Origin of the sequence: Flavobacterium sp. NRK F7, from assembly GCF_024054195.1 — a bacterium.
Classification (GTDB): domain Bacteria; phylum Bacteroidota; class Bacteroidia; order Flavobacteriales; family Flavobacteriaceae; genus Flavobacterium.
This window is the reverse complement of record NZ_JAMXLB010000001.1, coordinates 2,653,749-2,680,179: the sequence shown is the minus strand read 5'-3', so window position 1 is coordinate 2,680,179 and position 26,431 is coordinate 2,653,749. Positions and strand designations below refer to the sequence as shown.

Annotated in this window: 24 protein-coding genes; 17 read left to right on the top strand and 7 right to left on the bottom strand. The window is 31.3% G+C overall.

What is annotated here, in order from left to right; genetic code table 11:
* Positions 1–37 precede the first annotated feature (37 nt).
* The 5 genes from NHF47_RS12165 (at position 38) to NHF47_RS12145 (ending at position 6,151) form a co-directional block, all read left to right on the top strand.
* A complete protein-coding gene (locus NHF47_RS12165; protein WP_252765182.1) occupies positions 38–1,648 on the top strand; it encodes a S8 family serine peptidase in 1,611 nt (536 codons plus the stop codon).
* Positions 1,648–2,592 carry a nitronate monooxygenase family protein gene (locus tag NHF47_RS12160; protein WP_252765181.1) on the top strand — a complete coding sequence of 315 codons (945 nt, stop codon included), beginning with the start codon at positions 1,648–1,650 and terminating at the stop codon, positions 2,590–2,592. Before NHF47_RS12165 ends, NHF47_RS12160 begins: the two co-directional genes overlap by 1 nt.
* 6 nt (positions 2,593–2,598) lie before the next feature.
* Positions 2,599–3,009, top strand: a complete 411-nt coding sequence (locus tag NHF47_RS12155; protein WP_252765180.1) for a hypothetical protein — start codon at positions 2,599–2,601, stop codon at positions 3,007–3,009.
* Between the two features lie 29 nt (positions 3,010–3,038).
* Entirely contained in the window at positions 3,039–4,646 is a 1,608-nt protein-coding gene (gene pafA, locus NHF47_RS12150; RefSeq protein WP_252765179.1) for an alkaline phosphatase PafA, read from the top strand.
* Positions 4,647–4,954: 308 nt separating this feature from the next.
* A complete protein-coding gene (locus tag NHF47_RS12145; RefSeq protein WP_252765178.1) occupies positions 4,955–6,151 on the top strand; it encodes a hypothetical protein in 1,197 nt (398 codons plus the stop codon).
* Between the two features lie 39 nt (positions 6,152–6,190).
* Here the strand turns inward: NHF47_RS12145 and lysA are convergent, their stop codons facing one another.
* Positions 6,191–7,417, bottom strand: coding sequence for a diaminopimelate decarboxylase (lysA, locus tag NHF47_RS12140; RefSeq protein ID WP_252765177.1), 1,227 nt, complete (start codon positions 7,415–7,417; stop codon positions 6,191–6,193).
* A gap of 223 nt (positions 7,418–7,640) precedes the next feature.
* Here lysA and sucC point away from each other — a divergent pair, with 223 nt between their 5' ends.
* Entirely contained in the window at positions 7,641–8,834 is a 1,194-nt protein-coding gene (gene sucC / locus NHF47_RS12135; protein ID WP_140996833.1) for an ADP-forming succinate--CoA ligase subunit beta, read from the top strand.
* A gap of 58 nt (positions 8,835–8,892) precedes the next feature.
* Here the strand turns inward: sucC and NHF47_RS12130 are convergent, their stop codons facing one another.
* Genes NHF47_RS12130 through NHF47_RS12115 form a run of 4 tightly spaced genes read right to left on the bottom strand, consistent with a single transcriptional unit; the run spans position 8,893 to position 12,941 of the window.
* On the bottom strand, positions 8,893–9,222 hold the full coding sequence (locus NHF47_RS12130; RefSeq protein WP_252765176.1) for a hypothetical protein: 330 nt from the start codon (positions 9,220–9,222) through the stop codon (positions 8,893–8,895).
* Positions 9,223–9,280: 58 nt separating this feature from the next.
* On the bottom strand, positions 9,281–9,757 hold the full coding sequence (locus NHF47_RS12125; RefSeq protein WP_252765175.1) for a hypothetical protein: 477 nt from the start codon (positions 9,755–9,757) through the stop codon (positions 9,281–9,283).
* A 21-nt stretch (positions 9,758–9,778) separates the two neighbouring features.
* A complete protein-coding gene (locus tag NHF47_RS12120; RefSeq protein WP_252765174.1) occupies positions 9,779–10,162 on the bottom strand; it encodes a RidA family protein in 384 nt (127 codons plus the stop codon).
* 34 nt (positions 10,163–10,196) lie between these two features.
* Entirely contained in the window at positions 10,197–12,941 is a 2,745-nt protein-coding gene (locus NHF47_RS12115; protein WP_252765173.1) for a putative LPS assembly protein LptD, read from the bottom strand.
* 49 nt (positions 12,942–12,990) lie between these two features.
* Here NHF47_RS12115 and NHF47_RS12110 point away from each other — a divergent pair, with 49 nt between their 5' ends.
* The 11 genes from NHF47_RS12110 (at position 12,991) to NHF47_RS12060 (ending at position 24,922) form a co-directional block, all read left to right on the top strand.
* Positions 12,991–14,145, top strand: a complete 1,155-nt coding sequence (locus NHF47_RS12110) for an N-acetylmuramoyl-L-alanine amidase (RefSeq protein ID WP_252765172.1) — start codon at positions 12,991–12,993, stop codon at positions 14,143–14,145.
* A gap of 34 nt (positions 14,146–14,179) precedes the next feature.
* Entirely contained in the window at positions 14,180–15,151 is a 972-nt protein-coding gene (locus NHF47_RS12105; RefSeq protein WP_252765171.1) for an MlaD family protein, read from the top strand.
* 11 nt (positions 15,152–15,162) lie between these two features.
* The gene (locus NHF47_RS12100) at positions 15,163–16,494 is read left to right on the top strand and encodes a (Fe-S)-binding protein (RefSeq protein ID WP_252765170.1); all 1,332 of its coding nucleotides are present in this window, start codon (positions 15,163–15,165) and stop codon (positions 16,492–16,494) included.
* 99 nt (positions 16,495–16,593) lie between these two features.
* Complete coding sequence (locus NHF47_RS12095; protein WP_252765169.1) at positions 16,594–17,388, top strand: (Fe-S)-binding protein; 795 nt, start codon at positions 16,594–16,596, stop codon at positions 17,386–17,388.
* Positions 17,389–17,400: 12 nt separating this feature from the next.
* Positions 17,401–18,012, top strand: coding sequence for a hypothetical protein (locus NHF47_RS12090; protein ID WP_252765168.1), 612 nt, complete (start codon positions 17,401–17,403; stop codon positions 18,010–18,012).
* The gene (locus NHF47_RS12085; RefSeq protein ID WP_252765167.1) at positions 18,012–18,494 is read left to right on the top strand and encodes an ABC transporter ATPase; all 483 of its coding nucleotides are present in this window, start codon (positions 18,012–18,014) and stop codon (positions 18,492–18,494) included. The genes NHF47_RS12090 and NHF47_RS12085 overlap by 1 nt, the downstream gene beginning before the upstream one ends.
* Positions 18,495–18,512: 18 nt before the next feature.
* Entirely contained in the window at positions 18,513–19,733 is a 1,221-nt protein-coding gene (gene serB / locus NHF47_RS12080; RefSeq protein ID WP_252765166.1) for a phosphoserine phosphatase SerB, read from the top strand.
* Between the two features lie 110 nt (positions 19,734–19,843).
* A complete protein-coding gene (locus NHF47_RS12075) occupies positions 19,844–22,732 on the top strand; it encodes a glycoside hydrolase family 3 N-terminal domain-containing protein (protein WP_252765165.1) in 2,889 nt (962 codons plus the stop codon).
* A gap of 2 nt (positions 22,733–22,734) precedes the next feature.
* Positions 22,735–23,190, top strand: a complete 456-nt coding sequence (locus tag NHF47_RS12070; protein ID WP_252765164.1) for a DUF1801 domain-containing protein — start codon at positions 22,735–22,737, stop codon at positions 23,188–23,190.
* 132 nt (positions 23,191–23,322) lie between these two features.
* Entirely contained in the window at positions 23,323–24,465 is a 1,143-nt protein-coding gene (gene bshA / locus NHF47_RS12065; RefSeq protein WP_252765163.1) for an N-acetyl-alpha-D-glucosaminyl L-malate synthase BshA, read from the top strand.
* The gene (locus tag NHF47_RS12060) at positions 24,455–24,922 is read left to right on the top strand and encodes a protease complex subunit PrcB family protein (protein ID WP_252765162.1); all 468 of its coding nucleotides are present in this window, start codon (positions 24,455–24,457) and stop codon (positions 24,920–24,922) included. Before bshA ends, NHF47_RS12060 begins: the two co-directional genes overlap by 11 nt.
* Positions 24,923–24,957: 35 nt before the next feature.
* Here the strand turns inward: NHF47_RS12060 and NHF47_RS12055 are convergent, their stop codons facing one another.
* Together NHF47_RS12055 and NHF47_RS12050 are read right to left on the bottom strand one after the other, a co-directional pair.
* Positions 24,958–25,455, bottom strand: coding sequence for a porin family protein (locus NHF47_RS12055; RefSeq protein ID WP_252765161.1), 498 nt, complete (start codon positions 25,453–25,455; stop codon positions 24,958–24,960).
* 101 nt (positions 25,456–25,556) lie between these two features.
* Complete coding sequence (locus NHF47_RS12050) at positions 25,557–26,363, bottom strand: hypothetical protein (protein ID WP_252765160.1); 807 nt, start codon at positions 26,361–26,363, stop codon at positions 25,557–25,559.
* Positions 26,364–26,431 lie beyond the last annotated feature (68 nt).

The following is a 26,431-nucleotide window of genomic DNA, read 5'->3' as shown; positions in this document are numbered from 1 at the left end:
CAGAATTTTATATATTTGAATACAAATAAATAAAAACATGAAAAAAACAGCTACTCTTTTACTATTTCTATTTTATTTTTGCTCTTGGGCTCAAGAAGACGCTTGGGTTTATTTTACTGATAAACCAGATGTCGTTTTCTATACAAACAACCCTCTTGAAATGCTGACACAGAGAGCATTAGACAGAAGATCTGTTCAAAATATAATGTTAGATAATAAAGATATTCCTATTTCTGAATCCTATATTTCACAAGTTGAAGCTACTACTGGAATTACCATCATGGCAAAATCAAAGTGGTTAAATGCTTTACATATTAGAGGTTCGCAAACCAATATTCAAGCCCTAACAGCACTATCATTTGTAGACCATATTCAATTTGCGAATCATAGTTTGAATGGCATTAATAAGTCGGTAATAACATTAAATTCGAATAAAGATAATCAGACATTTGATGTTACTGCTAATTTCAATTATGGAAATTCAAGTAATCAGATTCAAATGTTGAATGGGCATTTATTGCATGAACAAGATTATACAGGTCAAGGAAAAATAATAGCGGTTTTAGATGCAGGTTTTCCAGGTGTAAATACAGCTTCACCCTTTCAAAGATTGAGAGATAATAATTTAATTTTAGGAGGTTATAATTTTCCGGATAGAAGTACGAATTTCTATACTAGAAATTCACACGGTACCAATGTACTTTCTACTATGGGTGGTTATGTTGATGGGCAGCTTGTGGGAACAGCTCCAGATGCTTCGTACTATTTATTCATAACGGAAGATGTAAGTTCTGAAAATCCTGTGGAAGAATCGTATTGGGTAGAAGCATTAGAAATGGCAGATAGTTTAGGGGTAGATGTTGTTAATTCGTCATTAGGTTATGGTGAATATGACAATCCTAATTATAGCTATTCTTATACGCAACGTAATGGTCAAGTAGGTTTTGCTTCGAGAGCTGCTGCAATAGCCGTTACTAAAGGAATCGTTTGTGTGGTAAGTGCTGGTAACGAAGGAAATTCTTCTGAACCTCACATTGGTATTCCAGCTGATGCGGATAATATTTTAACAATAGGTGCTGTTAATAGCACAGAAGTTCGTGCGAGTTTTAGTTCAATAGGACCTTCTTATGACGGTAGAATAAAACCTGATGTGTGTGCGAAAGGTCAAAGTGCTACAGTTAGTAGTTCCAGTGGAGCCATTACTACTTCAAACGGAACCTCATTTTCGAGCCCTATTTTAGCAGGTATGGTCGCAACATTTTGGTCTGCTCTTCCTAATTTAACTGCTGCTGAAGTAATTCAATTCGTAAAAGAATCTTCTGATCAGTTTACTAACCCAGACAATCTAAAAGGGTATGGCGTTCCAGATTTTCAATTGGCTCTTACAAATGCATTAAGTTCTGAAATGTTTTTAAATCAAAGTATCCTTTTTTATCCGAATCCTGTAGTGAATCAATTATATATTAAAGGGAACAATTTGGATGGTGCGGAACTGTTTTTATACAATAATCTGGGACAAAGAGTATTACAAGTTGAAATCAGGAATAACGAGGAAAAAATTTCTTTAGAAAGTCTTTCTTCGGGAATTTATAGCTATGATTTTTCTTCTAATAATGCTAAATTGCAGGGCAAATTAATTAAACAGTAATGAATAGAATTACAGAGCTTTTCAATATAAAATATCCAATAGTACAAGGTGGTATGATTTGGAACAGTGGTTACAAATTAGCTAGCGCTGTAAGTAATGCAGGTGGTTTAGGTTTAATAGGTGCTGGATCAATGTATCCTGATGTTTTAAGAGAACACATCCAAAAATGTAAAAAAGCTACCGATAAACCATTTGGAGTTAACGTTCCCATGTTATATCCTAATATTGTAGAAATCATGCAAATTATTGTGGAAGAAGGTGTTAAAATTGTCTTTACTTCTGCAGGAAATCCGAAGACATGGACTTCTTATTTAAAAGAAAATGGAATTACGGTTGTACACGTAGTTAGTAGTTCAAAATTTGCACTAAAAGCACAAGAAGCTGGAGTAGACGCTGTTGTTGCTGAGGGCTTTGAAGCTGGCGGACACAATGGAAGAGAAGAAACAACTACGTTAACCCTAATCCCAATGGTAAAACAACGCCTACAAATTCCATTAATTGCAGCGGGTGGTATTGCTACCGGTCGAGGCATGTTAGCAGCCTTAGTTCTAGGTGCAGATGGAGTTCAAATGGGAAGTCGTTTTGCAGCTTCTATAGAATCAAGTGCTCATGATAACTTTAAAAAAACGATTGTTGCAACTAATGAAGGAGATACCGTTTTAACTTTAAAAGAATTGGCACCTGTTAGACTTATAAAAAATAAATTTTATAACGAATTACAAGAATTATATTCCCAATGCCCTTCAACAGAAGATTTAAAAAACCTGTTAGGAAGGGCTAGAGCTAAAAGAGGAATGTTTGAAGGTGATTTGGAAGATGGAGAACTAGAAATTGGACAAATAGCAGGTGTTATTCATGATATTTTACCTGTGCAAACTATTGTTGATACAATTATGGATGAATTTCAAAAAGCAAAAGAAGAAATCCATAATTTTGTTTTTTAATATTTTATGAAGTTATTTAAATTCCTTGCATGGATTGCATTTTTTGCACTTGGTGTTGCAAATGCACAACAATTTAATTTCCAAACCACTTCGTTGTCCGTTTTACAAAAAGACAAAAAAGGGAATTGGGGAAAATGGAGTACTCCCGAAAAAGTTAACATTATTGTTAAATTAGATTATGATAAAAATAAAATTATCATCTATTCTAATGTAATTCAATATTATTCTATTGTTGAATATTTACAAAAGGAAGTTTCCAAAGTGGATGAAATTAATTCTTATTTATGTAAAGATGTGGATGGGTATCCCTTTAAGATTTCCTTTATCGTCAGAAAAGATTTAAAAAATAAACCTCAATTATATGTTTACAGTGAAGAATATATCTTTTGCTATGATATCTTCGAAATCGTAAAATAATTTTAAAAACCTACTCAAAAAAAATCGTAATGAAAAAGTTCTTACTGCTTTTTATCGCTTTAGTTTTTTCCAATATACAAGCACAAGAAAGACCTAAACTAGTGGTTGGTATTGTGGTGGATCAAATGAAAATGGAATACTTATATCGTTTTTCAAATGATTTTTCCGAAAATGGCTTTAAAAGATTAATGAAAGAAGGATTTACATTTCATAATGCACACTACAATTATATGCCAACGTATACTGGGCCAGGGCATGCTTCTATTTACACTGGTACAACACCTAGTGTTCATGGAATTGTTGGTAATAACTGGTTTAATAAAGGTTTAGGTAAAGAAATGTATTGTACAGATGATAATTCGGTGACAACCTTAGGTAATGGAACGGATTATGAAGGAAAAATGTCACCTAAAAACTTATTGAGCACTACCATAACTGACGAATTAAAATTAGCTACTAATTTTAAGGGTAAGGTAATCGGAATGAGTTTGAAAGATAGAGGCGCCATTTTACCAGCAGGACATTTTGCAGATTGGGCTTTTTGGTATAGTAAAACTGGAGCTTTTATATCGAGTACCTATTATGGAAACCAGTTGCCAGATTGGGTTACACAGTTTAACAATGAAAAACACTATGAAAAATATCTGAATACTACTTGGGAATTATTTAAGCCAAAAGAAGTTTACAATGAAAGTTTGAATGATAATAATCCCTACGAAGGAAAATTATATCAAAAAATACCTTTCTTTCCCTATAATATGAAAGATATGTATGCAAATAATGATGCTGGAGTTTTACGTTCCACACCCTTTGGAAATAATTTATTAGCTGATTTTGCTAAAAGAGCTATTGAAAAAGAAAGCTTAGGAAAAGATAATATTACCGACTTCTTGACAGTGAGTTTTTCATCTACAGATTATATTGGTCACTTATTAGGACCTCGATCCATCGAATTACAAGATACTTATTTAAGATTAGATCAAACAATTGCAGATTTTCTAACTTATTTAGATAAAACCGTAGGTAAAAATAATTATTTGATATTCTTAACTGCGGATCACGCTGGTGCAGAAAACGTAACTTATCTTAAAGATAATAAGTATAATGTAGATCAAGTAAATACAAGAAAATTTACGCAAGATTTGGAAACATATTCTAACGATAAATATGGTGAAAATCTGATTTTAAATTATTCAAATTCTAATGTTTTTTTTAATCAAGAGAATATTGAAGCTAGCAATTTGGATATTGAAGAAGTAAAGACTAGTTTTAAAGCATTTATTTACAAGCAAGATTTTGTTAGAAGAGTATATACAGATACTGAAATTTTAAATAATTCGGGTAACGATATTTATTTAAATGCTATTGCAAAAGGATATGATCCGAAACAAAATGGAGAATTGGTTATTTTAGAGAAACCAGGATATCTAGAATATGGTGCAACTGGTACGACACACGGTTCTCCTTATACTTATGACACTCATGTTCCTATGTTATTTTTTGGTTGGAAAGTGAAACCTGGTGCATCTTATAATAAAAAAGAGATCACTCAAATTGCACCAAGTTTAGCTCTAAAATTAAAAACAACCTTACCAAATGGAACCGAAGCCATAATTTTAGATGAAATACTAGAATAACGAATAGTATAAATCGTATTTAATTAACAAATAGTAAGTAAAATAAGAGTACTGATTTTTATTTGTAATATTTTTACACATTTCACAATAATTGCGTAAAATGTTATAAAATCTATATTTTATGTTAATGCAGTGTTAAAATAATCATACTTTGTACGATTAATCTTCTTTTTATACTCATTTTTTGAGTTTTTTTGTGTTTTTTATCTATAAAATCTACCTTTTGTCGATTTTATTAACAAATTATTTTTTCGATTGAAAGTTGAAAATATTAAATTTGGGAAAAACCAAACAAAACTCGTTTAAACATGAAAAAAAAGTACTTAAGTGCAATGGGTATGTTGTATTTCTCATTGTTACAAGCCCAAGTGGGTATTAACACCACAACACCAGCAGCCATACTGGATATTCAACCTACTAATCCTGCAAACCCGAACCCAAATGACGGTTTGTTAATTCCAAGAGTAACCAATTTAGCTGAAGTAAATCCTTCATCTAACCAAAACGGCATGTTAATTTATCTAAGTAACGATGTGGTAAAAAATGCAAAAGTGTATTCCAAAGGTTTTCTCTATTGGGATAGTGAAGCTGTAGATTGGTTTCCCTTAAGTTCGGGAGAATGGAAATCTGGAGTGAATCAAAACGGAGAATCACTGATCTATTCTACACAAGCAAATGCTAATGGAACTAAGATTGTGGTTACTGATGAAGGGAAAATTGGTATTGGAACCGATAATCCTGTAGAAAAATTTGAATTTAGAGGAGTTGGAGATAATGATTTTCAAATTACAAGTGCCGATACTAATCCACCTAACTTAATTTTATATAATACTGGTGGAACTATTGATTACCCTACTTTGCCAGGCACGAATCAAGAAATAGGAGCGTTACTATTTAAAACCAATAATGGCTATGGTATCCAGGAAGTAGGAGGTATTCATTATTTTATGGATGGAACTCCAAATGCTTCTAGTTTACCAACAAAACTTGTAATTAATACAACTAAAAATAATCAAATTAACGATTCAGGTTCGTTTACAATTACGGGTAACGGAAATGTTGGTATTGGAACATTAAATCCTTCAGCTAAATTAAATTTACCAGCATCAGATGGAACTTCCAATTCGGCTCCTTTAAAACTAACAGCGGGAACGACTCTTGCCAATCCAGAACCTGGTGCTATGGAATATGACGGTACCAATTTATATTTTACGAATGGTAATAATGCTAGAGAAGTGGTTATGAAAGGTTTGGTAGTAGATGGAAATTTAGATTTCCCTTCAATTGCTAATTTATCTTCCTATGAACTGGAAATTCCTTTACAAGGTATCTCTCAGAATAGTATTTGCAATTGTTCTCCTGTAGGCGCTATAGAAAGTGGTTTAACATGGAGTTGTTATGTAATTGATAATGCTATTAAAATTAGACTTTTAAATGCATCAATATTAGGAGCAATTGATCCAATTAGTAGAAACTGGAAAATAACAGTATACAAACTCAATTAATCAAAAATAAAAAAGCTTCTCTCAAGAGAAGCTTTTTTATTATGCAATTATGGTCTCATTTAAAACCTCTATTTCAATTTGATTGCGAATAATATCATCAAAAGTTTCTCTTTGACGAATTAAATGACCTTTTCCGTTCAACCAAAGTACTTCAGCAGGCTTTACTCTCGAGTTATAATTTGAGGCCATTGAAAAACAGTAAGCACCAGCATTTCTAAAGCATAAAATATCTCCTTCATGTATTTCTGAAATACGTCTGTTATTAGCAAAAGTATCAGTTTCACAGATGTAACCTACTACCGAATAATAGCGTTCTTTTCCTTTAGGGTTTGAAATGTTTTCAATATAATGTTGAGAACCATATAACATGGGTCTTATCAAATGATTAAAACCACTATCTATTCCTGCAAAAACAGTTGAAGTGGTTTGTTTTACGACATTTACTTTGGCAAGAAAATATCCAGCTTCACTTACTAAAAATTTACCAGGTTCAAAAGCAAGAGTTAATGGTCTTCCATATTCTTTTTCAAATGCAAGAAAACGTTTCGTTAACTTTTTACCAAATTCTTCTACATTAGTTTCAATATCATCTTTTTTATAGGGAACTTTAAAACCACTACCAAAATCAATAAATTCTAAATTTTTAAAGTTCTTAGCGGTTTCGAATAAAATTTCTGCTGCATATAAGAAAACATCTATATCTAATATATCAGAACCGGTATGCATATGAATGCCATTAATATTCATGTTTGTGTTTTCAATAATGCGAAGTAAATGAGGTAATTGGTGTATAGAAATTCCAAATTTACTATCAATATGACCTACAGATATATTAGCATTTCCTCCTGCCATTACATGTGGATTAATACGAACACAAACTGGTGTATTTGGATGTTTTGTTCCAAATTGCTCCAAGAAAGATAGGTTGTCAATATTAATTTGAACGCCCATTTCAGCTACTTTTTCAATTTCTTCCAATGAAACACCATTCGGTGTATACATAATTTCTTTTGGGTCAAAGCCTGCATACAATCCAAGTTGCACTTCTTCTATAGAAACGGTATCTAATCCTGAACCTAATCTTTTTAGAACTTTTAAAATCGATACATTCGATAAGGCTTTAACTGCATAGTGAATTTTAAACTGCTCTACCTTTGAAAATGCATTAGTTAGTCTTTTATATTGTGATTCAATTTTAGTCGCATCATAAACATATAATGGTGACCCAAATTCTTCTACTAATTGTAATAATTCCTGATTTTTCATCTCCCTTTTTTTATGCAAATTAAAAACATTTAGCACTAGAAATAATTAAAAACATGTTAATTAAACAAAAAATAACATTAAGTTACAAATATAACAAAAGATGGTTTTCTAAATTACGTTATAGGAGTCAAAGAATTCCAAATTATCCATAAAAATGTTAGCCAATTAAAAATTAGTTTGCTATTTTTGTGGCACTTTTTAAAAAGAAATAACCTATTATATTATGAATTTACACGAATATCAAGGTAAAGAAATATTAGCTAGCTATGGAGTACGTATTCAACGTGGGCATGTTGCTAATAACGCTGAAGAAGCTGTAGCTAAAGCAAAACAATTAACTGCTGAAACAGGAACAGGTTGGCACGTAATTAAAGCTCAAATTCACGCGGGTGGTCGTGGAAAAGGTGGAGGAGTTAAATTAGCTAAAAATTTAGATCAAGTAGCTGAATTAGCTGGTCAAATTATTGGAATGGATTTAATTACACCTCAAACACCTCCAACAGGTAAAAGAGTTCATAAAGTTTTAGTAGCAGAGGATGTTTATTATCCAGGGGAAAGTGAAACTTCAGAATTTTATATGTCAGTTTTATTGAATAGAGGAAAAGGTAGAAATATGATTATGTATTCTACTGAAGGAGGAATGGATATTGAAGAAGTAGCTGAAAAAACTCCTCATTTAATTTTTACTGAAGAGATAGATCCTGCTGTAGGTTTACAAGGGTTTCAAGCAAGAAGAATTGCTTTTAATTTAGGATTATCAGGTAATGCTTTTAAAGAGATGATAAAATTTGTAGATGCTCTTTACAAAGCTTACATAGGTTCTGATGCTTCAATGTTTGAAATTAACCCTGTTTTAAAAACGTCTGATGATAAAATTATTGCTGTAGATGCTAAAGTTGATTTAGATGATAATGCATTATTCCGTCATAAAGATTTAGCTGAAATGAGAGATATTCGTGAAGAAAATCCAATTGAAGTTGAAGCTAAAGAAGTTGGTTTAAATTATGTGGATCTCGATGGTACTGTTGGTTGTATGGTGAATGGTGCAGGTCTGGCAATGGCAACGATGGATTTAATTAAGTATGCAGGTTTCGAGCCAGCAAACTTCTTAGATGTTGGTGGTACAGCTGATGCAAAACGTGTGGAAACAGCTTTCCGTATTATTTTGAAAGATCCAAATGTAAAAGCTATTTTGATTAATATCTTTGGAGGAATTGTGCGTTGTGATAGAGTAGCACAAGGAGTTGTAGATGCTTATAAAAATATGGGTGATGCTATTAAAGTGCCAATTATTGTGCGTTTACAAGGAACGAATGCTGAAATTGCAAAAGAATTAATTGATAATTCAGGAATGCCAATTTTATCAGCTGTTCAATTCCAAGAAGCTGCTGATCAGGTAAAAGCGGCTTTATCGTAATAAGATAATTCTAGTTATATATAAAGAAATCCCAAGTAAAATCTTGGGATTTCTTATTTTATAAAATATCTAAATCAAATTCAAGAATTTGATGAATTTCATGTGCGATTAAACAAGAAAGGATAAGCAATACAATTTGTAATACGGTTTTATTTTCGAGGAATGTACTTTTACTTTTTTTAAGTAAAAAATAATTCAATAAGAAAAATAAAGTCGCAGCAATTAATCCTAAGATAGTTCCAACTGTCAAAATTATAAAATCGTGGAATAATCCAGCTAACTTAGAATTTGGTCTTCCATCAATTTCTAAATAGACGAGATACATCGAAAAAGCTATACTGAAGAGAATATATGCAAAATACAATAAACTATTTTTCAGTATTTTCATTGATAAAAGTCTTTGAAAAATTAAGATTTTAGTAAATAGATAAGCAATTACAGATGAATTAAGATTCGATTGCTGTAAAAATCATAATCCAATTGGTTTCCCATTCCTTTTTTTGAACATCATAATAAGCTTGTTCCCATTGTGCCGTATTTTCGGTTTCTTTTTTCCAAGAAAAGCGTAAAGGGACTTCTTTTCCTTCAAAAATATCCTTTCCAAAAAATTCACCGGTCCCATTTTCAAATTTACCAACGACTTGCTCTTGTAACATTTGATCAAGATGATACGTGTCTGCCCAATAGATTTTCCACTCATTCGTATCAGGATTCAACATTCGAATACTCAAACCATTAAAATTTTCTCCGAAATGATTGGTTTTCATCTCATCCATAACGATTAAACCATTAAAAATTTTCTTGGTTTCCATTTCAGCTGTAAATTCAACCCATTCTGTAGCACCTTTCATGCGCTCCTTTAGTCTTTTGTTTAGAACAGACCATTTACCCACTAAAAAATCAAAATTGGTAATCGGAATCATATTGGAAGTTGCTTATAATTATTAGTCTTTAATCGCAATCATTGAAATTTCAACATTGACATTTTTTGGTAGACAAGCCACTTGAACGGTTTCTCTAGCTGGTGCTGTTTTTTCATCAAAATAACTTCCGTAGACACCATTAATTTTACCAAAATCATTCATATCACTAATAAAAATACTGGTTTTAATTACATTATCAAAGGTCATTTCAGCTGCTTCCAGTACGGCTTTCATGTTTTCCATTACTTGTTTTGTCTCAGTTTCAATATCTGTTAAAACCAATTCTCCAGTGGATGGATGGATTGCTATTTGTCCGGAAGTATATAAAGTATTTCCTACTAGAACAGCTTGGTTGTATGGGCCAATTGGAGCTGGAGCTTTATCTGTAAAAATTATTTTTTTCATTTGTTTTGTGATTTTGTTTTTAAATAGTTAATAATTATCTGAAAACGCGATCGGGTAATTGGTTTTTCTCCCATTTAATATCGCTTAATACAGAAGAACTAATTCCAATAAAGAATCCCCAATAGGTATTAGGACCAAAAGGAACCCAATTGAAGCTCATTCTCCAGCTTTCTAAATCACGTTCAAAACGTAATTGTGTAAAGGTGATTCCTTTTTGTTTAAAATCGTATCCAGAAGATGCACCAACTTTCCATCTAGGTGCTAATTCTATATTACCAGAAACCATTAAAGAATGTGAAGCAATTTCATTTTGCCTATTACTATTTGAATAGGTAACAGAATAGGCTAGGCGCAAATCCCAAGGTAATTTGGTGTTGTACCATTCACTATCAGTTTCTTCCTCTTCTTTGTTTTCATCGTTAAAGAGACTTTGACGGTTGTCGTTTAAATTTGTACCGGTCCCAAATAAATCATCTTGACGACCACCATTTTGTTCTGTTTGACTAGATACATTTCCTTTTTTATCTCCATCTGCACTTGAAAAACCATAATTAATAGTCATGTTAGCACTTGTTAATCGGAATAAACTACCACCATTGTCAATGTTGTATTTCTCAATTCTTCTGCCAGAATTATCAATTGCATAAGGATCTAAAGTAGCTCCAAAGTTAAGATTCATTTTTTGTTTAAAAAGCTGAGTTCCTCCACTAACACGCATGGGTGACCAAGCTAATGAATCTGCAGCTAAATTGTAACTAGTTGAAAAATTCAAATTGTTTAAAAGCATTACTTTTTTAGGTTCATCTTTTTCACTTTCATCATCTCTAACCTTTGCTTCAAAGGTGTTGCTCAATGAAAAGCCTAAATTATTGGAATAACTTTTACCTGGTGCTCCAAATAATCCACCTTCAAAGCGCGTATATTCTTGATAGGTATTTCCTGTTGCATCAATGGCATAAGTATCATAATATTGATCAAAACTAGGAGTGTAGCCATACGATACACTCGGACGCATAACATGTCTTAATGCCTGAAATTTTTTATCTTCACCAAAATTAAAAGTACCATAAATAGTGGTTCCAATACTCGCACTAAAGTTATAGGTTCTAAAAGCGTCAAATCCTTTTACATCTTCAGTGACTACTTTGTTTTCAATAGTGCTGAATGATTTTTCAATGGTATTTAATGCCCAAACTTCATTATAACTAGCACCTGTAGTAACACTAAAATATTTAAATACTTTAAAATTGGTACTAATAGGAATAGTATGTTGAAAACCTGTTTTAGCATCTCTAAACATTTGAGGCTTGAAAAATAAAGAATCAGCCGTTGAAATTCTATTTTCACCTCTTAAATTATATTGTAAGTTGATATTTTTGATAAATCCTTTTTTAACACCATCTTTTGGTGCAAAAGGGAAAATACGATCTACACTAGCTTGTAGTGTTGGTAAAGTCATATTGATGACTTCTGTATTTGTATTTTGATTATGAGTAGCAGATAACGATAAATTAACTTGAGGAACAGTTTGGAATGTTTTTGAATAGGAAACAGAAGAACTTAAGTTGTTATTTAAACTGGAACCAATATTAGCTAAATTGACGGATTGTCTAAAATATTGGCTACTACCTAAGTTTACAGAAGCAGAAAATCGAGAATTAGCCGCTGCTTTTGCATCTTGACTATGTGACCATTGGATGTTATATTGTTTCGATTTTACATAGTCGGGTAATCCTTTTTCACTCTGAATGTTATTTTCAAATCTAAAATTGACGCGACCATTAAATTTATACCTTTTTGCATAGCTGCTTTCAAATCGTAATCCATAACTACCATTGGTATAATAATCACCTAAAACTGCTAAATCATAATAATCTGTTAGGGCAAAGTAATATCCTCCATTTTGTAAAAAATAGCCTTGTTGGTTGGATTGACCAGGTGTAGGTACAATAAATCCTGAAGTGCTTTTTTCAGACATTGGAAAATAAGCAAAAGGTAAAAATAGAGGTGTTGGAACATCTACAATAACTAAATGTGTAGGACCTACAACTACTTTTTTCTTAGGAACAAATTTTACTTTGGAAACCGCAAAATAATATTCAGGATCGTCTATGTTTTTTGAAGTTGTTATTCTTGCGTTTTTTAAGAAAATAACAGAATCATTTTCTCTCTTGGATACTTCTGCTTTAATATTTAATTCACCTTGTTTGGTTCTAGAATTCCAAATGAGCGCTTTTTTCGTTTTAAAATTAAATCGGATAGAGTCAGGCTCAATTACATTGCTTCCTTGTTTAAAAACAGGATATTGAGTATAGTTTCCTAAGCTATCTTTTATTCTTCCAGCGTAGACTTCATTTTTTTCATAATTAAGAACAATAATTCCAGCTTTTAATTCAATATCAGTATAATATAATTCAGCTTCATTGTAAAGTGTTAATTCTTTAGTTTTTTGATTGGCTTTTTCAAAATCTTTAGCCTTACGAGTTACAATACCTTCTAATAACGGCTTTTTTTTAACGGTATCGTTTGTTTTAGTAGTAGTTTGAAGAGGATTCTCAATCTTCACTAAAGAAGTATCGATAACAACACTAGTAGTAATAGAGTCGTTTTTAACCTTATCCTTATTGGTAAAGGATTTTTTAGGTTTTATTTCTTGTGAGTATAGCGCATGATTTCCAATTGTTAGAAAAATTGCTAAAAAAACGATATGAAATAACTTTGTATACAACGCTAATAATAGTATTTTTGTAAAAATTTGGCTTACTTTTTGAAGTGTCAAACTTACATATATTTTTTTGTAAAAATAAGCTTTTAATAAAATTATAACTATGCGGAAAGAAACCTGCTATACACCCCAATTAAAATTTAACCTTAAAGTGTTAGTAATCACTGTTTTGTTTTTGTCGATGTCAACTGTTGTTGCACAGTCTAAGACAAAATTTAAAGTAGTGTTGGATGCTGGACACGGTGGAAAGGATTACGGAAACGTACATCATGGTTACATTGAAAAGAAAATTGCGTTGGCTGTAACTTTGAAAGTGGGAGAGTATTTGAGTAAGGATAGCGATTTTGATTTTTTCTATTCTCGTAAAACCGATGTGTTTGTCGAATTGAAAGACAGAGCCATTCAAGCAAATAAACAAGACGCTAATCTTTTTGTTTCCATTCATTGTAATGCAGCTAAAAATTATTCCGCTTTTGGAACCGAAACTTTTGTGATGGGTTTGAGTAGAAGTTCTACCAATTTAGAAGTTGCTAAAAATGAAAACTCAGTAATTTTATTAGAAGAGGATTATAAAGAAAATTATAAAGGTTTTGACCCCAACCGACCTGAGTCGTTAATAGGGTTAAAAATTTTGCAAGAAGAGTATCTAAACCAAAGTATAGAGTTGGCTGCTTTTGTAGAAGATAATTTCAAAGATAATTTAGGTAAAAAGAGTAGAGGAGTAAAACAGGCACCGCTGTGGGTATTAGACGCTTCTTACATGCCAGGAGTTTTGATAGAAATTGGTTTTTTATCTAATAAAGTAGAAGGGGAATATTTAAATACAGAAAAAGGACAAAATGAAGTAGCAAAAGCTATTGCAGATGCTATTTTTTCGTATAAAAAGCAATATTATAAAACATCATCAGGAACAAAACCGGTGGTTACGGAGACCGTAAAAATTGAGGAGACTCCTTCAGTTGTAAAAGAAGATCCCGTTCAAGCAATTATTGAAAATGTTAAAAACGGGATTCAATTTAAAGTACAGCTGTCGGCAAGTAGTACAAAGATAGCAACATCTCCTTCTAATTTTAAAGGTTTAAATGGTGTTCATGTAGAACAATCAGGTAAAATTTACAAGTATCTTTTTGGTTCTGAGGACAGTTATGAATTGGCACAAAATAAATTAACAGAAGCTAAAAATAAAGGTTTTGAATCGGCGTTTATAGTAGCTTATAAAGATGGAGTAAAAATTAACCTATCTGATGCTATTAAATAAAATAAAGTTTTATTTTTGTTAAAAATAATGTATTTTGAAACTAACCAAAGAAATTAAAACCGCGATTTTAGTTATTTCCTCAATTTTACTTTTTATTTGGGGATATAGTTTTTTAAAAGGGAGAAATCTATTCGATTCTAGTAAAAAATTATATGTAGTTTATGATTCTGTTGAAGGTTTAGAACCCTCTTCGATTGTAAAGCTAAAAGGGGTGAATGTGGGAAGAGTGAATTCGTACCACTTTTTGGAAAATAAAAAAGTTGAAGTTGAAATTGCAATTACTTCTGATTATCCTATTTCAAAAACTAGTATTGCCGAATTATCTGGGTCATCACCTTTAGGAGGTAAAGAAATCATCATCATTCCAAATGATGACGACCCAAATTTAGCTGTATCTGGAGATTTTCTACAATCAAGATCCAAACTTGGTCTTACAGACGCCTTAGCAGAACAAATGGTACCCTTAAAAGATAAAATTGATAATTTATTAAATAATGCGAATATCTTATTTGCAAATTTTAATGAAATATTGGATCAAAAGACCAAAGATAACCTGAAAAGTAGTATCAATGAATTAAACAGAAGTATGACTCAATTTAGTGGTATTTCTAGAAATTTAAATACTTTATTAACGGAGAATAAAACCAAATTAAACCAATCGTTTGACAATTTAGATAAAACTACAGCTAATTTTGCAGTAATGTCAGATTCTCTTGCAAAGGCCAATTTAGGTCAAACTGTGAAAAATCTAGAGAAAACCTTGGCTAGTGTAGATAAAATCATGAAAGGAATTGAGAGTGGTAAAGGAACCATGGGTAAATTAATGAATGATGAAGCAATGTATACCAATTTTACTAAGGCTTCTAAAGAGTTAGAATTATTATTACAAGATTTAAGATTACATCCTACACGTTATGTAAACGTTTCTCTTTTCGGTAAAAAAGAAAAACCTTATGTTGCTCCAGAAAAAGATAATAAAACAGAAAATTCAGAACAAAATAAATAAAGACTAACCCTATGAGTATTTTACCTAATATATTATTTGCTATCGTATTAGTTATTGGAATTGGTTATTTTACTAAAAATGTAAAAAAACTCATTCGCAATATAAAATTGGGTCAAGATGTAGATCGAAAAGACAATCCTTCTGCAAGATGGAAGAATATGATGATGATTGCCTTAGGACAATCAAAAATGGTAAAAAGACCTATTGCTGGATTTTTACATATCATTGTCTATGTAGGATTTATCATTATCAATTTAGAGGTTTTAGAAATTATCATTGATGGTTTATTTGGAACACATCGTGTATTTGCTTTTTTGGGAGGGTTTTATAACTTTTTAATTGGTTCTTTTGAAATTCTTGCCTTTTTAGTTTTGGTAGCAGTAATTGTATTTTGGTTAAGAAGAAATGTAATCAAGTTGCAGCGTTTTTGGAAACCAGAAATGAAAGGTTTTCCTAAGAATGATGCCAATTATATTTTGTATTTTGAAGTTGTATTAATGACATTATTCTTAACCATGAATGCGGCCGATTTTCATTTGCAATATGTACCAGGAGGTTTTTCGCATTATCATCAAGCTGGAAGTTATCCTATTTCTCAGTTAATTGCTCCTATTTTCGATGGAATGGATAATAGTGTGGTTTTCATGATTGAAAGAACAGCGTGGTGGTTACATATTTGTGGAATATTAGTGTTTTTAAATTATTTATATTTTTCTAAACATTTACATATTTTATTGGCTTTCCCAAATACTTATTTTGCTAATCTTAAACCACAAGGTCAATTTGATAATTTGGAAAGTGTAACCAATGAAGTAAAATTAATGATGGATCCTTCAGCTGACCCATTTGCTGCACCGGCAAATCCAGATGCTGTACCAGCTAAATTTGGAGCATCAGATGTGCAGGATTTAAATTGGGTACAATTATTAAATGCTTACACCTGTACCGAATGTGGAAGATGTACCTCTTCTTGTCCAGCAAATCAAACAGGAAAAAAACTATCTCCAAGAAAGATCATGATGGACACAAGAGATCGCTTAGAAGAAGTAGGAAAAAATATAGATGCCAATAATGGAACATTTGTAGAAGATGATAAGTCATTGTTAAACGATTATATTACTCCTGAAGAGCTTTGGGCTTGTACTTCTTGTAATGCTTGTGTTGAAGAGTGCCCAGTAAATATTAGTCCACTATCTATTATTATGGATATGAGACGTTATTTAGTTATGGAACAAAGCGCTGCTCCTATGGAATTAAATAACATGATGACAAATATTGAAAACAATGGTGCTCCATGGCAATATAACCAGATGGATCGCTTAAATTGGAAAAACGAAAACTAAAATAAGTGAATAATTCAAGGTATTGAATGATTCGCTTTAGAAATACTAATTGAAAATCAGATTAAGGTACAAATTCTTAATCTCAAATCAAATTTTAATATGTCAGATAATAATATAGTTGTGCCAACAATGGCAGAGATGATGGCAGAAGGTAAGCAACCGGAAGTTTTATTTTGGGTTGGTTGCGCTGGTAGTTTTGATGATCGTGCGAAAAAAATTACCAAAGCTTTTGTGAAAATTTTAAATAGAGCCAATATATCATTTGCTGTTTTAGGAACAGAAGAAAGTTGTACTGGTGACCCTGCTAAAAGAGCGGGTAATGAATTTTTATTTCAAATGCAAGCCATGACAAATATTGAAGTTATGAATGCTTACGAAATTAAAAAAATTGTAACGGCATGTCCTCATTGTTTCAATACTTTAAAAAATGAATATCCAGAATTAGGTGGTACTTATGAAGTAGTTCATCATACTCAATTTTTAAAGTCATTATTAGAAGATGGTAGATTAACCGTTGAAGGCGGACAGTTTAAAGGGAAACGAATTACATTCCATGACCCCTGTTATTTAGGAAGAGCCAATCAAGTATATGAGGCGCCAAGAGATTTAATTCAAAAATTAGATGCTGAACTAGTTGAAATGAAACGTTCCAGAGCAAATGGTCTGTGTTGTGGAGCAGGTGGAGCTCAAATGTTTAAAGAGCCAGAAAAAGGGAATAAAGATATTAATATTGAGCGTACAGAAGATGCTTTAGAAACGCAACCAGAAATTATTGCAGCTGGTTGTCCGTTTTGTAATACCATGATGACTGACGGAATTAAATTTAAGGAAAAAGAAAACCAAGTTAAAGTGATGGATGTAGCGGAATTAATTGCTAACGCCCAAGATTTATAAATAACACCTTGTATGAAAAAAACAACCTTTTTTATAGTATTTTTTGTTTTTACAACTGCTCTTTTTTCTCAAAAATTAACGAAGGATGAGTTAAAAACAAAACTAGCTGAAGTAACCTGTAAATGTGCTGAAGGTAAAGAAATGACGAAAGAAAATTACGAATTATCTTTAGGGCTTTGTATTTTGGAAGCGGTTAATAAATATCAATCGGATGTTGAAAAACATTATGGTAAAGACTATATCTCTAAAATTGAAGAAATAGGAGGAGACGTTGGTGAAAAAGTTGCTGTAGTATGCCCGAATCTTTTAATGAAAATATTAGAAAATACAGGAGATAATTATGGTGATAGTAGTACTACTGATACTTATGAAGATGAAATTTTAGAAGGAACTTTTGTAAGTTCAAACGTAGACGGTTTTCTTTTCGTAAAAGTGAAAGAAGCTTCTGGTAAAACACATGAGTTATTATTAATAAATAGTTTTGATAATTCGTATTTAATTTTGGACAAAGTTTTAAAAGCAAATGATAAAGTAAAAGTATATTATTTTGATGCTTTATTGTATAATGCTAAAACCAATAAATTCGAAAATTTTAAAGTAATAAACGATTTAGTTAAGTTATAATGTACGTACCTTTTGACACATTACCTCCACATTCTAGAATTTGGATTTACCAATCGAATAGAAAACTATCTGATGAAGAAGTAACAGCAATAGAAGCTGCAACTAAAGAATTTTTGGAAGGTTGGTCTGCTCATGGACAAAGTTTAGAGGCTTCCTTTAAAATGGAATACAATCGATTTATAATTATAGCTGTCAATCAAGATGTGCAAGCAGCAACAGGTTGTTCCATAGATGCTTCTGTTCAGTTTATTCAAAATTTGGAACAAAAGTACCAAATCGATTTATTAGACAAAATGAATGTGACTTTTAAGCTCGGGGAACATATTGCTCATAAAACATTAATTGAATTTAAAAAAATGGCCAAAGAAAAAGCTGTGTCTGCTAATACAATTGTATTTAATAATTTGGTTAATACAATTGAAGAATGGGAAGACTTTTGGATGGTTCCAGCTAGCGAGAGTTGGCATAATCGTTTTTTTTAAAATATTAATTATCCATTAATGGCGAGTGAAATTTTTTTACTAAACATATCTGGACAAGATAAACCAGGCTTAACCTCTTCTTTAACTGCAGTTTTATCTGAATATGATGCAAAAATTTTAGATATTGGTCAAGCCAATATTCATGATACTCTATCATTAGGAATTCTTTTTCAAATTGAATCGGGAAAAAAATCGGCTGCTGTTTTAAAAGATTTACTTTTTAAATCCTATGAATTAGGTATAAAAGCTACATTTAAACCCATACCACTTGAGGATTACGAAAATTGGGTGGATCTTCAAGGAAAAGACCGTTATATTGTTACCTTACTAGGAGAAAAATTATCTGCCAAACAAATTTCTGAAGTAACCAAAGTAATATCAGAAAAAGGGCTCAATATTGATGCTATTAAGAGATTAACAGGAAGAGTTTCATTGGTAAAACATGATACCTATCCTAAAGCATCTATTCAATTATCTATTCGAGGCGCCATAAATAATAAAGCTGAGTTTACGGAAAAATTCATGCAAATTTCTAGAGAACTAGATCTTGATATTGCTTTTCAAGAAGACACTATTTTTAGAAGAAACAAGCGTTTGGTTTGTTTTGATATGGATTCTACTTTAATTCAAACCGAAGTTATTGATGAATTAGCTGAATTAGCTGGTGTAGGAGAAGAAGTTCGGAAAATTACGGAATCTGCTATGCAAGGTGAAATAGATTTTAAAGAAAGTTTTACCCAACGCATGCAGCTTCTAAAAGGATTAAGTGAAAAGGTACTTGAAGAAGTAGCTGTTAATTTACCAATCACTAAAGGAGCTAGAAGACTTATAGATACATTAAAAAAATATGGTTTTAAAACAGCCATACTATCAGGGGGGTTTACTTATTTTGGACATTACCTTCAGAAAGAATTAGGTATTGACTATGTGTTTGCCAATGAATTAGAAATTAAAGATGGTTTATTAACTGGAAACTATATTGGTGAAATTGTAGATGGGAATAAAAAAGCAGAATACTTGCAGGAATTAGCAGTAAAAGAAGGAATAGATATTAATCAAACCATTGCAGTGGGTGATGGTGCGAATGATTTACCTATGCTCAATTTAGCCGGATTAGGAATTGCATTTCATGCCAAGCCTTTGGTAAAAGATAATGCACAAAGTGCCATTTCTAGTATTGGACTCGATGGGGTTCTTTATCTTTTAGGATACCATGATAAACACATAGATTTGCATTAAAATCTGCATTTCATTATAAAAGATTTAAGATAATTTTGTTATTATTTCACTATATTTGAAAACATCATTAAACCAAATTTAATGATGTTTTTTATTAATACTATTTTCCAATGCGTTATTTACTTTTTCTAATTTTCTTATCGCCAGTTATTTATGCTCAAAAAAAATCAAATTTACCTCAAGAAAAGTGGGTTGATAGCATATATAACCAGATGAGTTTTGAAGAAAAAGTGGGTCAACTATTCATGGTTGCAGCCTATTCTAATAAAAATGAGTCTCATTGTAAAGAGGTTGATGAATTAGTTGAAAAATATCATGTGGGTGGTTTAATCTTTTTTCAAGGAGGTCCTGTTAGACAAGCCCAATTAACCAATCGATACCAATCTAAATCTAAAGTTCCTTTATTTATTGGGATTGATGCGGAATGGGGTTTAAGTATGCGATTAGATTCAACTTTTAGGTATCCTTGGAATATGACTTTGGGTGCTATTCAAGATTTTAAACTTATAGAAAAATTAGGAATACAGATGGGAGAACAATCGAAACGAATGGGTATTCATTTTAATTTTGCTCCTGTTGTAGATATCAACACTAATCCGAACAATCCCATTATTGGAAACCGTTCTTTTGGTGAAGACAAAATTAATGTTACCAATGCTGCTGTAGCATTGATGACAGGTTTGCAGAGTGAAGGTGTTTTTGCTACTGCCAAACATTTTCCTGGACATGGTGATACAGAATCAGATTCTCATCATACGTTACCAGTAGTAAAGTTTTCTAAAGAACGACTCGATGCTGTAGAGTTATATCCTTACAAAGAACTTATTAAAAATGATTTAGCAAGTGTAATGGTTGCCCATTTGGATGTTCCAAGCATTGAGCCTAGAAAAGGATATCCTACCTCTATTTCTTTTAATGTAGTGACCAACATTTTAAAGAATGAATTAAAATTTGACGGTCTTATTTTTACGGATGCTTTAAATATGAAAGGAGCAAGTAATTTTAAAAAACCTGGTGATATTGATTTAGAAGCCTTTTTAGCAGGAAATGATGTGTTACTTTTTGCTGAAAATGTACCCATTGCAATAGAAAAATTTCAAGAAGCTTTTCAAGAAGGTAAAATTTCTGAAATACGTTTAGCGTATTCCGTTAAAAAAATATTGCGCTATAAATACAAAGCAGGTTTGAATCATTATCTACCAATTGAATTGAATCATTTGTATGAAGATTTAAATCAATCTAAATATGATGCTATGAATTACGCATTATATGAAAATGCCATCACAGCCTTGAAAAACAAGAATGATATTTTACCCATACAACATTTGGAAAAAGAAAAACTTGCTTATGTGAAATTAGGGGATGCGGATGGTGATTTCTTTTTGCAAGAATTAAGAAAATATACTTCAGTTGATCAAATAGAGGTAAGTGTAAAGAAAATAGACGAAGCATTAGAAGAATTGAAAAATTATACTAAAGTTATTATTGGTTTTCACAAAGAAGACGGAGCATGGAAGAATCATAATCCAGATAAAGATGAAATTGCTATTTTAGAGAAAATAGCCAAAGAAAAGAAAGTTGTGGTTACTTTTTTTACAAAACCTTATTCCTTATTAAAACTGGACCGATTTTCAGATTATGAAGGATTCATTTTAGCCTATCAAAATAATAACTTTTCAAGCACGGTTGCTGCAGAAGCTATATTTGGTGCTATTGGTACTAAAGGTAAATTACCAGTATCTATAAACAAGAATTTTTATATTAATGATGGAATAGCTACAAAAACTGTAAATATTTTAGGGTATGGTGCACCTGAAAATGTAGGTTTAGATTCCAAAATTTTATCAAAAATTGATTCTATTGCCAACTATGCAATTGCCCAAAAAATGACACCAGGTGCGCAAATAATTGTTGCCAGAAAAGGAAAAGTAGTTTATGAAAAATCATTTGGCTATCATACGTATGATAGAGATTTAGAAGTGAAAAATACGGATTTATACGATGTTGCTTCTTTGACTAAAATTTTGGCTACACTACCTAATATCATGATTCAGTATGATAAAGGAAATCTAACGTTAAAAACAAAATTAAAAGAAATGTTACCCGTTTTTAAGGGAACTAATAAAGAAAATGCGACTTTTTTAGATATGCTTACTCATCAAGCTCGTTTTCAAGCTTGGATTCCTTTCTATAAAGAAACTTTGGATTCTTTGGGTAAACCAAAAAAGGATATTTATCGTAAAAAATTTTCGGAAGAATTTCCCTATCAAGTTGCGGAACATCTTTTTATTAGGAAAGATTATAATGATACTATTATAAAAAGAATTGCTGATAGTGAATTATTAAAAAAAGCAAAATACAAATACAGTGATTTTTCATTCATTTTAATGAAAGAATTTTTAGAGAGCAAAACGGGAAAAAAATTAGATAGTTTAGTAGTTGAAAATTACTTTGCTAAAATGGGTTTAACGACAATGACATACAATCCATTGCATAAATTTGATGTCGATCAAATTGTACCAACGGAAGTGGATAACTATTTTAGATACCAAACTATTCATGGTTATGTTCATGATATGGGGGCTGCCATGCAAGGAGGTGTTGCAGGACATGCAGGACTTTTTTCGAATGCTTTAGATGTAGCCAAGATGATGCAAATGTATTTGCAAAAGGGAAAATACGATAATCACCAATTTTTTTCAGAAAAGACATTTAATGCTTTTAATACGTGTTATTATTGTAAAGATAAAAACAGAAGAGGTTTAGGTTTTGATAAACCACAACTAGGAGATGCTGGCCCCACTTGTGGATGTGTTTCTATGACTAGTTTTGGGCACACTGGTTTTACAGGCACAATGGCATGGGCAGATCCAGAAAGTGAAATTGTATACATATTTTTATCCAATAGAACTTATCCTGAAGCAACTACAAATTATTTGTCAAAGGAAAATATTAGAGAGAATATTCAAAAAGTTATTTACGAATCTATAATTCATTAGTCATGACATCATCAGCAAAATCTCCTGACGAATATATTAAAGAAGTTCCAGAGGAAAGAAAACAAGCCATAAACAAACTAAGAGCTGTTATTTTAAAGAATTTGCCAAAAGGCTTTCGAGAAGAAATGAGTTATGGAATGATTGGTTATGTAGTGCCTCATGAACTATATCCTTCTGGATATCATTGTAACCCAAAATTACCCTTGCCTTTTATGAGTTTTGCTTCCCAAAAGAACAGTATCAATTTTTATCATATGGGGATTTATGCCAAAAAAGACTTGTACGACTGGTTTGTAGCTGCTTATCCAAAGTTCTCAAGCAAAAAACTCGACATAGGAAAAAGTTGTATGCGATTCAAAAAAGAAGAAGATATTCCGTACGATTTGATTGGAGAATTGGTTACTAAGATGACCGTTGCAGATTGGATTGCTACTTATGAAAATGCATTTACTAAATAATTTAACGAATATTTAAAAAATAGGCTTCTAAAATAATAGTACTTTTATAGTCTGTAAATCATTTCATACAATTGTTATTTTTTTATTGCTATAAGAATACGTTATGAAGTGTATGTCAATAAATAAACCTATATGAAAATAGCCATAGTTTGTTATCCAACTTTCGGTGGAAGTGGAGTAGTAGCAACTGAATTAGGACTTGAATTGGCACGAAAAGGTCACCAAATTCATTTTATAACCTACAGCCAACCCGTGCGTTTAGCACTTTTGAATCAAAACATTTTTTATCACGAAGTACACGTTCCTGAATACCCTTTATTTCATTACCAGCCTTATGAATTAGCATTATCGAGCAAATTAGTAGATATGGTAAAATTGTACAAAATAGAAGTATTACACGTACATTATGCCATACCTCATGCCTATGCGGGTTATATGGCTAAAAAAATGCTAGAAGAAGAAGGAATACGAATTCCTATGGTAACCACTTTACACGGTACAGATATAACTTTAGTTGGTAATCATCCTTTTTATAAACCTGCTGTTAGTTTTAGTATTAATAAGTCGGATGTGGTAACTAGTGTTTCACATAGTTTGAAAGAAGATACGTATCGTTTATTTGATATTAAAAAAGAAATTAAAGTAATTCCAAATTTTATCGAAATAAATAAAGAAAGATTAGATGTAAATGACCCTTGCCATCGTTCTTTAATGGCAACTTCAGACGAAAAAGTAGTTACTCATATTTCTAATTTTAGAAAAGTGAAACGAATTGATGATGTGGTCAAAATCTTTTTCGAAATACAAAAACATATCCCAGCTAAGTTGATGATGGTAGGAGATGGTCCTGAAAAAGAAAAAGCAGAAACGCTGTGTCAAGAATTAGGTATTCAAAGTAAAGTTATCTTTTTTGGAAACAGTAATGAAATTGATAAAATTTTATGCTTTACCGATTTGTTTTTACTACCCTCTGAAACGGAAAGTTTTGGTTTAGCAGCTTTGGAAGCAATGTCCTGTGGCGTTCCTGTTATTTCAAGTAATTCTGGAGGTTTACCTGAAGTAAATATTGATGGTGTAACGGGTTATTTAAGTAATGTGGGAGATATACAAGATATGAGTAAAAATGCCATTTCTATTTTAAAAGACAATATGGTGTTAAATCAGTTTAAAAGAAATGCTTTACAAGAAGCCTCAAAATACGATATTAAAAAAATATTACCTCTTTATGAAAATGTTTATGAGGAAGTTATACAATCTTATGCCAATGAAAATTAGTTACTTGTTATTTGTTTTTTTGATTGCATCATCTTGTTGTTCCAATAAAACAAAGTCAGAATCAGAAATGGATGTAGCAAATAATACTAAAAAGCAAAATGCGCTATTTGAAATTATTCATTCTTCTTCTTATGGAGGAAAGGATACTTTTGACTATTTAGTCGTAGAAAATTCAATGGATTTAAATCAAGAATTAGGACAATTGGGACTTTCTACTGAATTACCTGAATTGAATCTGTTTAATTTTGACGATAAAGCAGTTCTATTTTTATATTTAGGCCAAAAAAATACAGGTGGTTATACTATTACTGTTGAAAAAGTTGAAAAAACCAATGAAGAAGTAGTAATTTATTCCAAACAAATTGGCCCGAAAAGCGGAGAGAATGTGACCATGGCATTAACCAATCCTTTTTGTATTGCGATTATTCCAAAAGCTAAAAAATATACAATAAAATAAAAAAAGGAACTCATTTTAGAGTTCCTTTTTTATTATTAATTGAATCTGTATCTAATACCTAATGCGATATCTGGTCCAAAATCATCTCTGTAATTTTCATCCCCACCAAAATACAATTCAGGTCTAAAATCTAAAGACAATTGTAATGGGAAATCAAAATTATATTCGATTCCAATGTCTCCAGCTGCTAAGAAATAAGAACCGCTATCTTTAACACCATAGTATTTTTCATCTATACTCCATGAACCAACTCCAGCACCAACACCAGCATACCAATTAAAACCATCTTCAATATTCCAAACCCATTGGTATAAACCAACTAATTTAAAGGCATCAACATGATTACTATTTCTCCAACCTAAATCAAACTCTAATCGATTGTTATCCGATAAACCTCTTTGGTAAGAAATTTCTCCACCAAAACCATCATTATCTCCTAATCTAAGTCCTAATGCATTTTTAGATATGTCCTGTGCTTGGGAACTAAAAGCCAAACCTACTAGCATAAAAGCTGTTAAAATTAATTTTCTCATTTGTTTTTAATTTATTTAAAATTGTTGAATACAAAATTAGAACTTAAAACGAATTATTTTTTATAAAATTATAAAAATAAGTTATAGAATTGCAATTTTTGTTAATTTATTACATAAGTATCTAAATACTCAAATTGATTTCCACTATAAGATGTTGGTATATTTAATTGATTACTAATCTCTTCCGAAAATTGACTGTCTAAATAGTATTGAGAAATAGTATGCGTGTGTACCACACCAATATTTTTTGCCACAAATTGGTCAGAAATAATCACATCTTGCGGTTGTAATATCGTTATCGTTATAGGAATCCCAGAAACTTCTTGTGTTGTAGTAACTTTAATATTTAAAACAATTTTTCCAGATTTTACATCACTGTAGGTTTTTCCATCTGGTGAAGTATAGTTTGGATAAGAATTTCCTCCAACTGATTTTAGAACATAATTAATAATAAGTGGATAACCATTTACCTCTTCTTGAATAACTCCTGATCTTGTTGAAGGATTGCCTTCTAATGGTGCATCTGCATCAAATGCAATAAAATCATCTAAAACTAATGTAAAATTAAAAGGTAGATTTTGATCATTGTTTAATGAAAACGCTCCAGAGAGTAATAATTTATTTCCAGTAACTCTCACCCCGTTATTATTTAATGAATTAGAATAAAAACCAAATGCCACATTATCTTTAGTTTTCATTTTTTTATAGGTTTTACCATTTATTAAAGTGTCATTTCCTACAAATAATGAATCTCTATAGGTGTTTTGTGTGTCATCAGTTATGTCATATGTCCAATAATTATTACTATTAAAAGGTAAAACAAAGGACTCGCTTTGTGCTGTATCATTATCATTGGAACAAGAATATAAAATCGTAGAAATTAGAAAAAGAGCGATTAAGTTTTTCATAAATTATTAATTACGGTCTCTAGCAAATATAGAATTTTTTCATAATTAATAATCTATATCTTATAATT

Excerpts from the sequence above, each read along its gene's own strand:
- NHF47_RS12165 (WP_252765182.1), top strand. The coding sequence starts at position 38 with ATGAAAAAAACAGCTACTCTTTTACTATTTCTATTTTATTTTTGCTCT.
- NHF47_RS12160 (WP_252765181.1), top strand. The coding sequence starts at position 1,648 with ATGAATAGAATTACAGAGCTTTTCAATATAAAATATCCAATAGTACAA.
- NHF47_RS12155 (WP_252765180.1), top strand. The coding sequence starts at position 2,599 with ATGAAGTTATTTAAATTCCTTGCATGGATTGCATTTTTTGCACTTGGT.
- pafA (WP_252765179.1), top strand. The coding sequence starts at position 3,039 with ATGAAAAAGTTCTTACTGCTTTTTATCGCTTTAGTTTTTTCCAATATA.
- NHF47_RS12145 (WP_252765178.1), top strand. The coding sequence starts at position 4,955 with ATGAAAAAAAAGTACTTAAGTGCAATGGGTATGTTGTATTTCTCATTG.
- lysA (WP_252765177.1), bottom strand. The coding sequence starts at position 7,417 with ATGAAAAATCAGGAATTATTACAATTAGTAGAAGAATTTGGGTCACCA.
- sucC (WP_140996833.1), top strand. The coding sequence starts at position 7,641 with ATGAATTTACACGAATATCAAGGTAAAGAAATATTAGCTAGCTATGGA.
- NHF47_RS12130 (WP_252765176.1), bottom strand. The coding sequence starts at position 9,222 with ATGAAAATACTGAAAAATAGTTTATTGTATTTTGCATATATTCTCTTC.
- NHF47_RS12125 (WP_252765175.1), bottom strand. The coding sequence starts at position 9,757 with ATGATTCCGATTACCAATTTTGATTTTTTAGTGGGTAAATGGTCTGTT.
- NHF47_RS12120 (WP_252765174.1), bottom strand. The coding sequence starts at position 10,162 with ATGAAAAAAATAATTTTTACAGATAAAGCTCCAGCTCCAATTGGCCCA.
- NHF47_RS12110 (WP_252765172.1), top strand. The coding sequence starts at position 12,991 with ATGCGGAAAGAAACCTGCTATACACCCCAATTAAAATTTAACCTTAAA.
- NHF47_RS12100 (WP_252765170.1), top strand. The coding sequence starts at position 15,163 with ATGAGTATTTTACCTAATATATTATTTGCTATCGTATTAGTTATTGGA.
- NHF47_RS12095 (WP_252765169.1), top strand. The coding sequence starts at position 16,594 with ATGTCAGATAATAATATAGTTGTGCCAACAATGGCAGAGATGATGGCA.
- NHF47_RS12090 (WP_252765168.1), top strand. The coding sequence starts at position 17,401 with ATGAAAAAAACAACCTTTTTTATAGTATTTTTTGTTTTTACAACTGCT.
- NHF47_RS12085 (WP_252765167.1), top strand. The coding sequence starts at position 18,012 with ATGTACGTACCTTTTGACACATTACCTCCACATTCTAGAATTTGGATT.
- serB (WP_252765166.1), top strand. The coding sequence starts at position 18,513 with ATGGCGAGTGAAATTTTTTTACTAAACATATCTGGACAAGATAAACCA.
- NHF47_RS12075 (WP_252765165.1), top strand. The coding sequence starts at position 19,844 with ATGCGTTATTTACTTTTTCTAATTTTCTTATCGCCAGTTATTTATGCT.
- NHF47_RS12070 (WP_252765164.1), top strand. The coding sequence starts at position 22,735 with ATGACATCATCAGCAAAATCTCCTGACGAATATATTAAAGAAGTTCCA.
- bshA (WP_252765163.1), top strand. The coding sequence starts at position 23,323 with ATGAAAATAGCCATAGTTTGTTATCCAACTTTCGGTGGAAGTGGAGTA.
- NHF47_RS12060 (WP_252765162.1), top strand. The coding sequence starts at position 24,455 with ATGAAAATTAGTTACTTGTTATTTGTTTTTTTGATTGCATCATCTTGT.
- NHF47_RS12055 (WP_252765161.1), bottom strand. The coding sequence starts at position 25,455 with ATGAGAAAATTAATTTTAACAGCTTTTATGCTAGTAGGTTTGGCTTTT.
- NHF47_RS12050 (WP_252765160.1), bottom strand. The coding sequence starts at position 26,363 with ATGAAAAACTTAATCGCTCTTTTTCTAATTTCTACGATTTTATATTCT.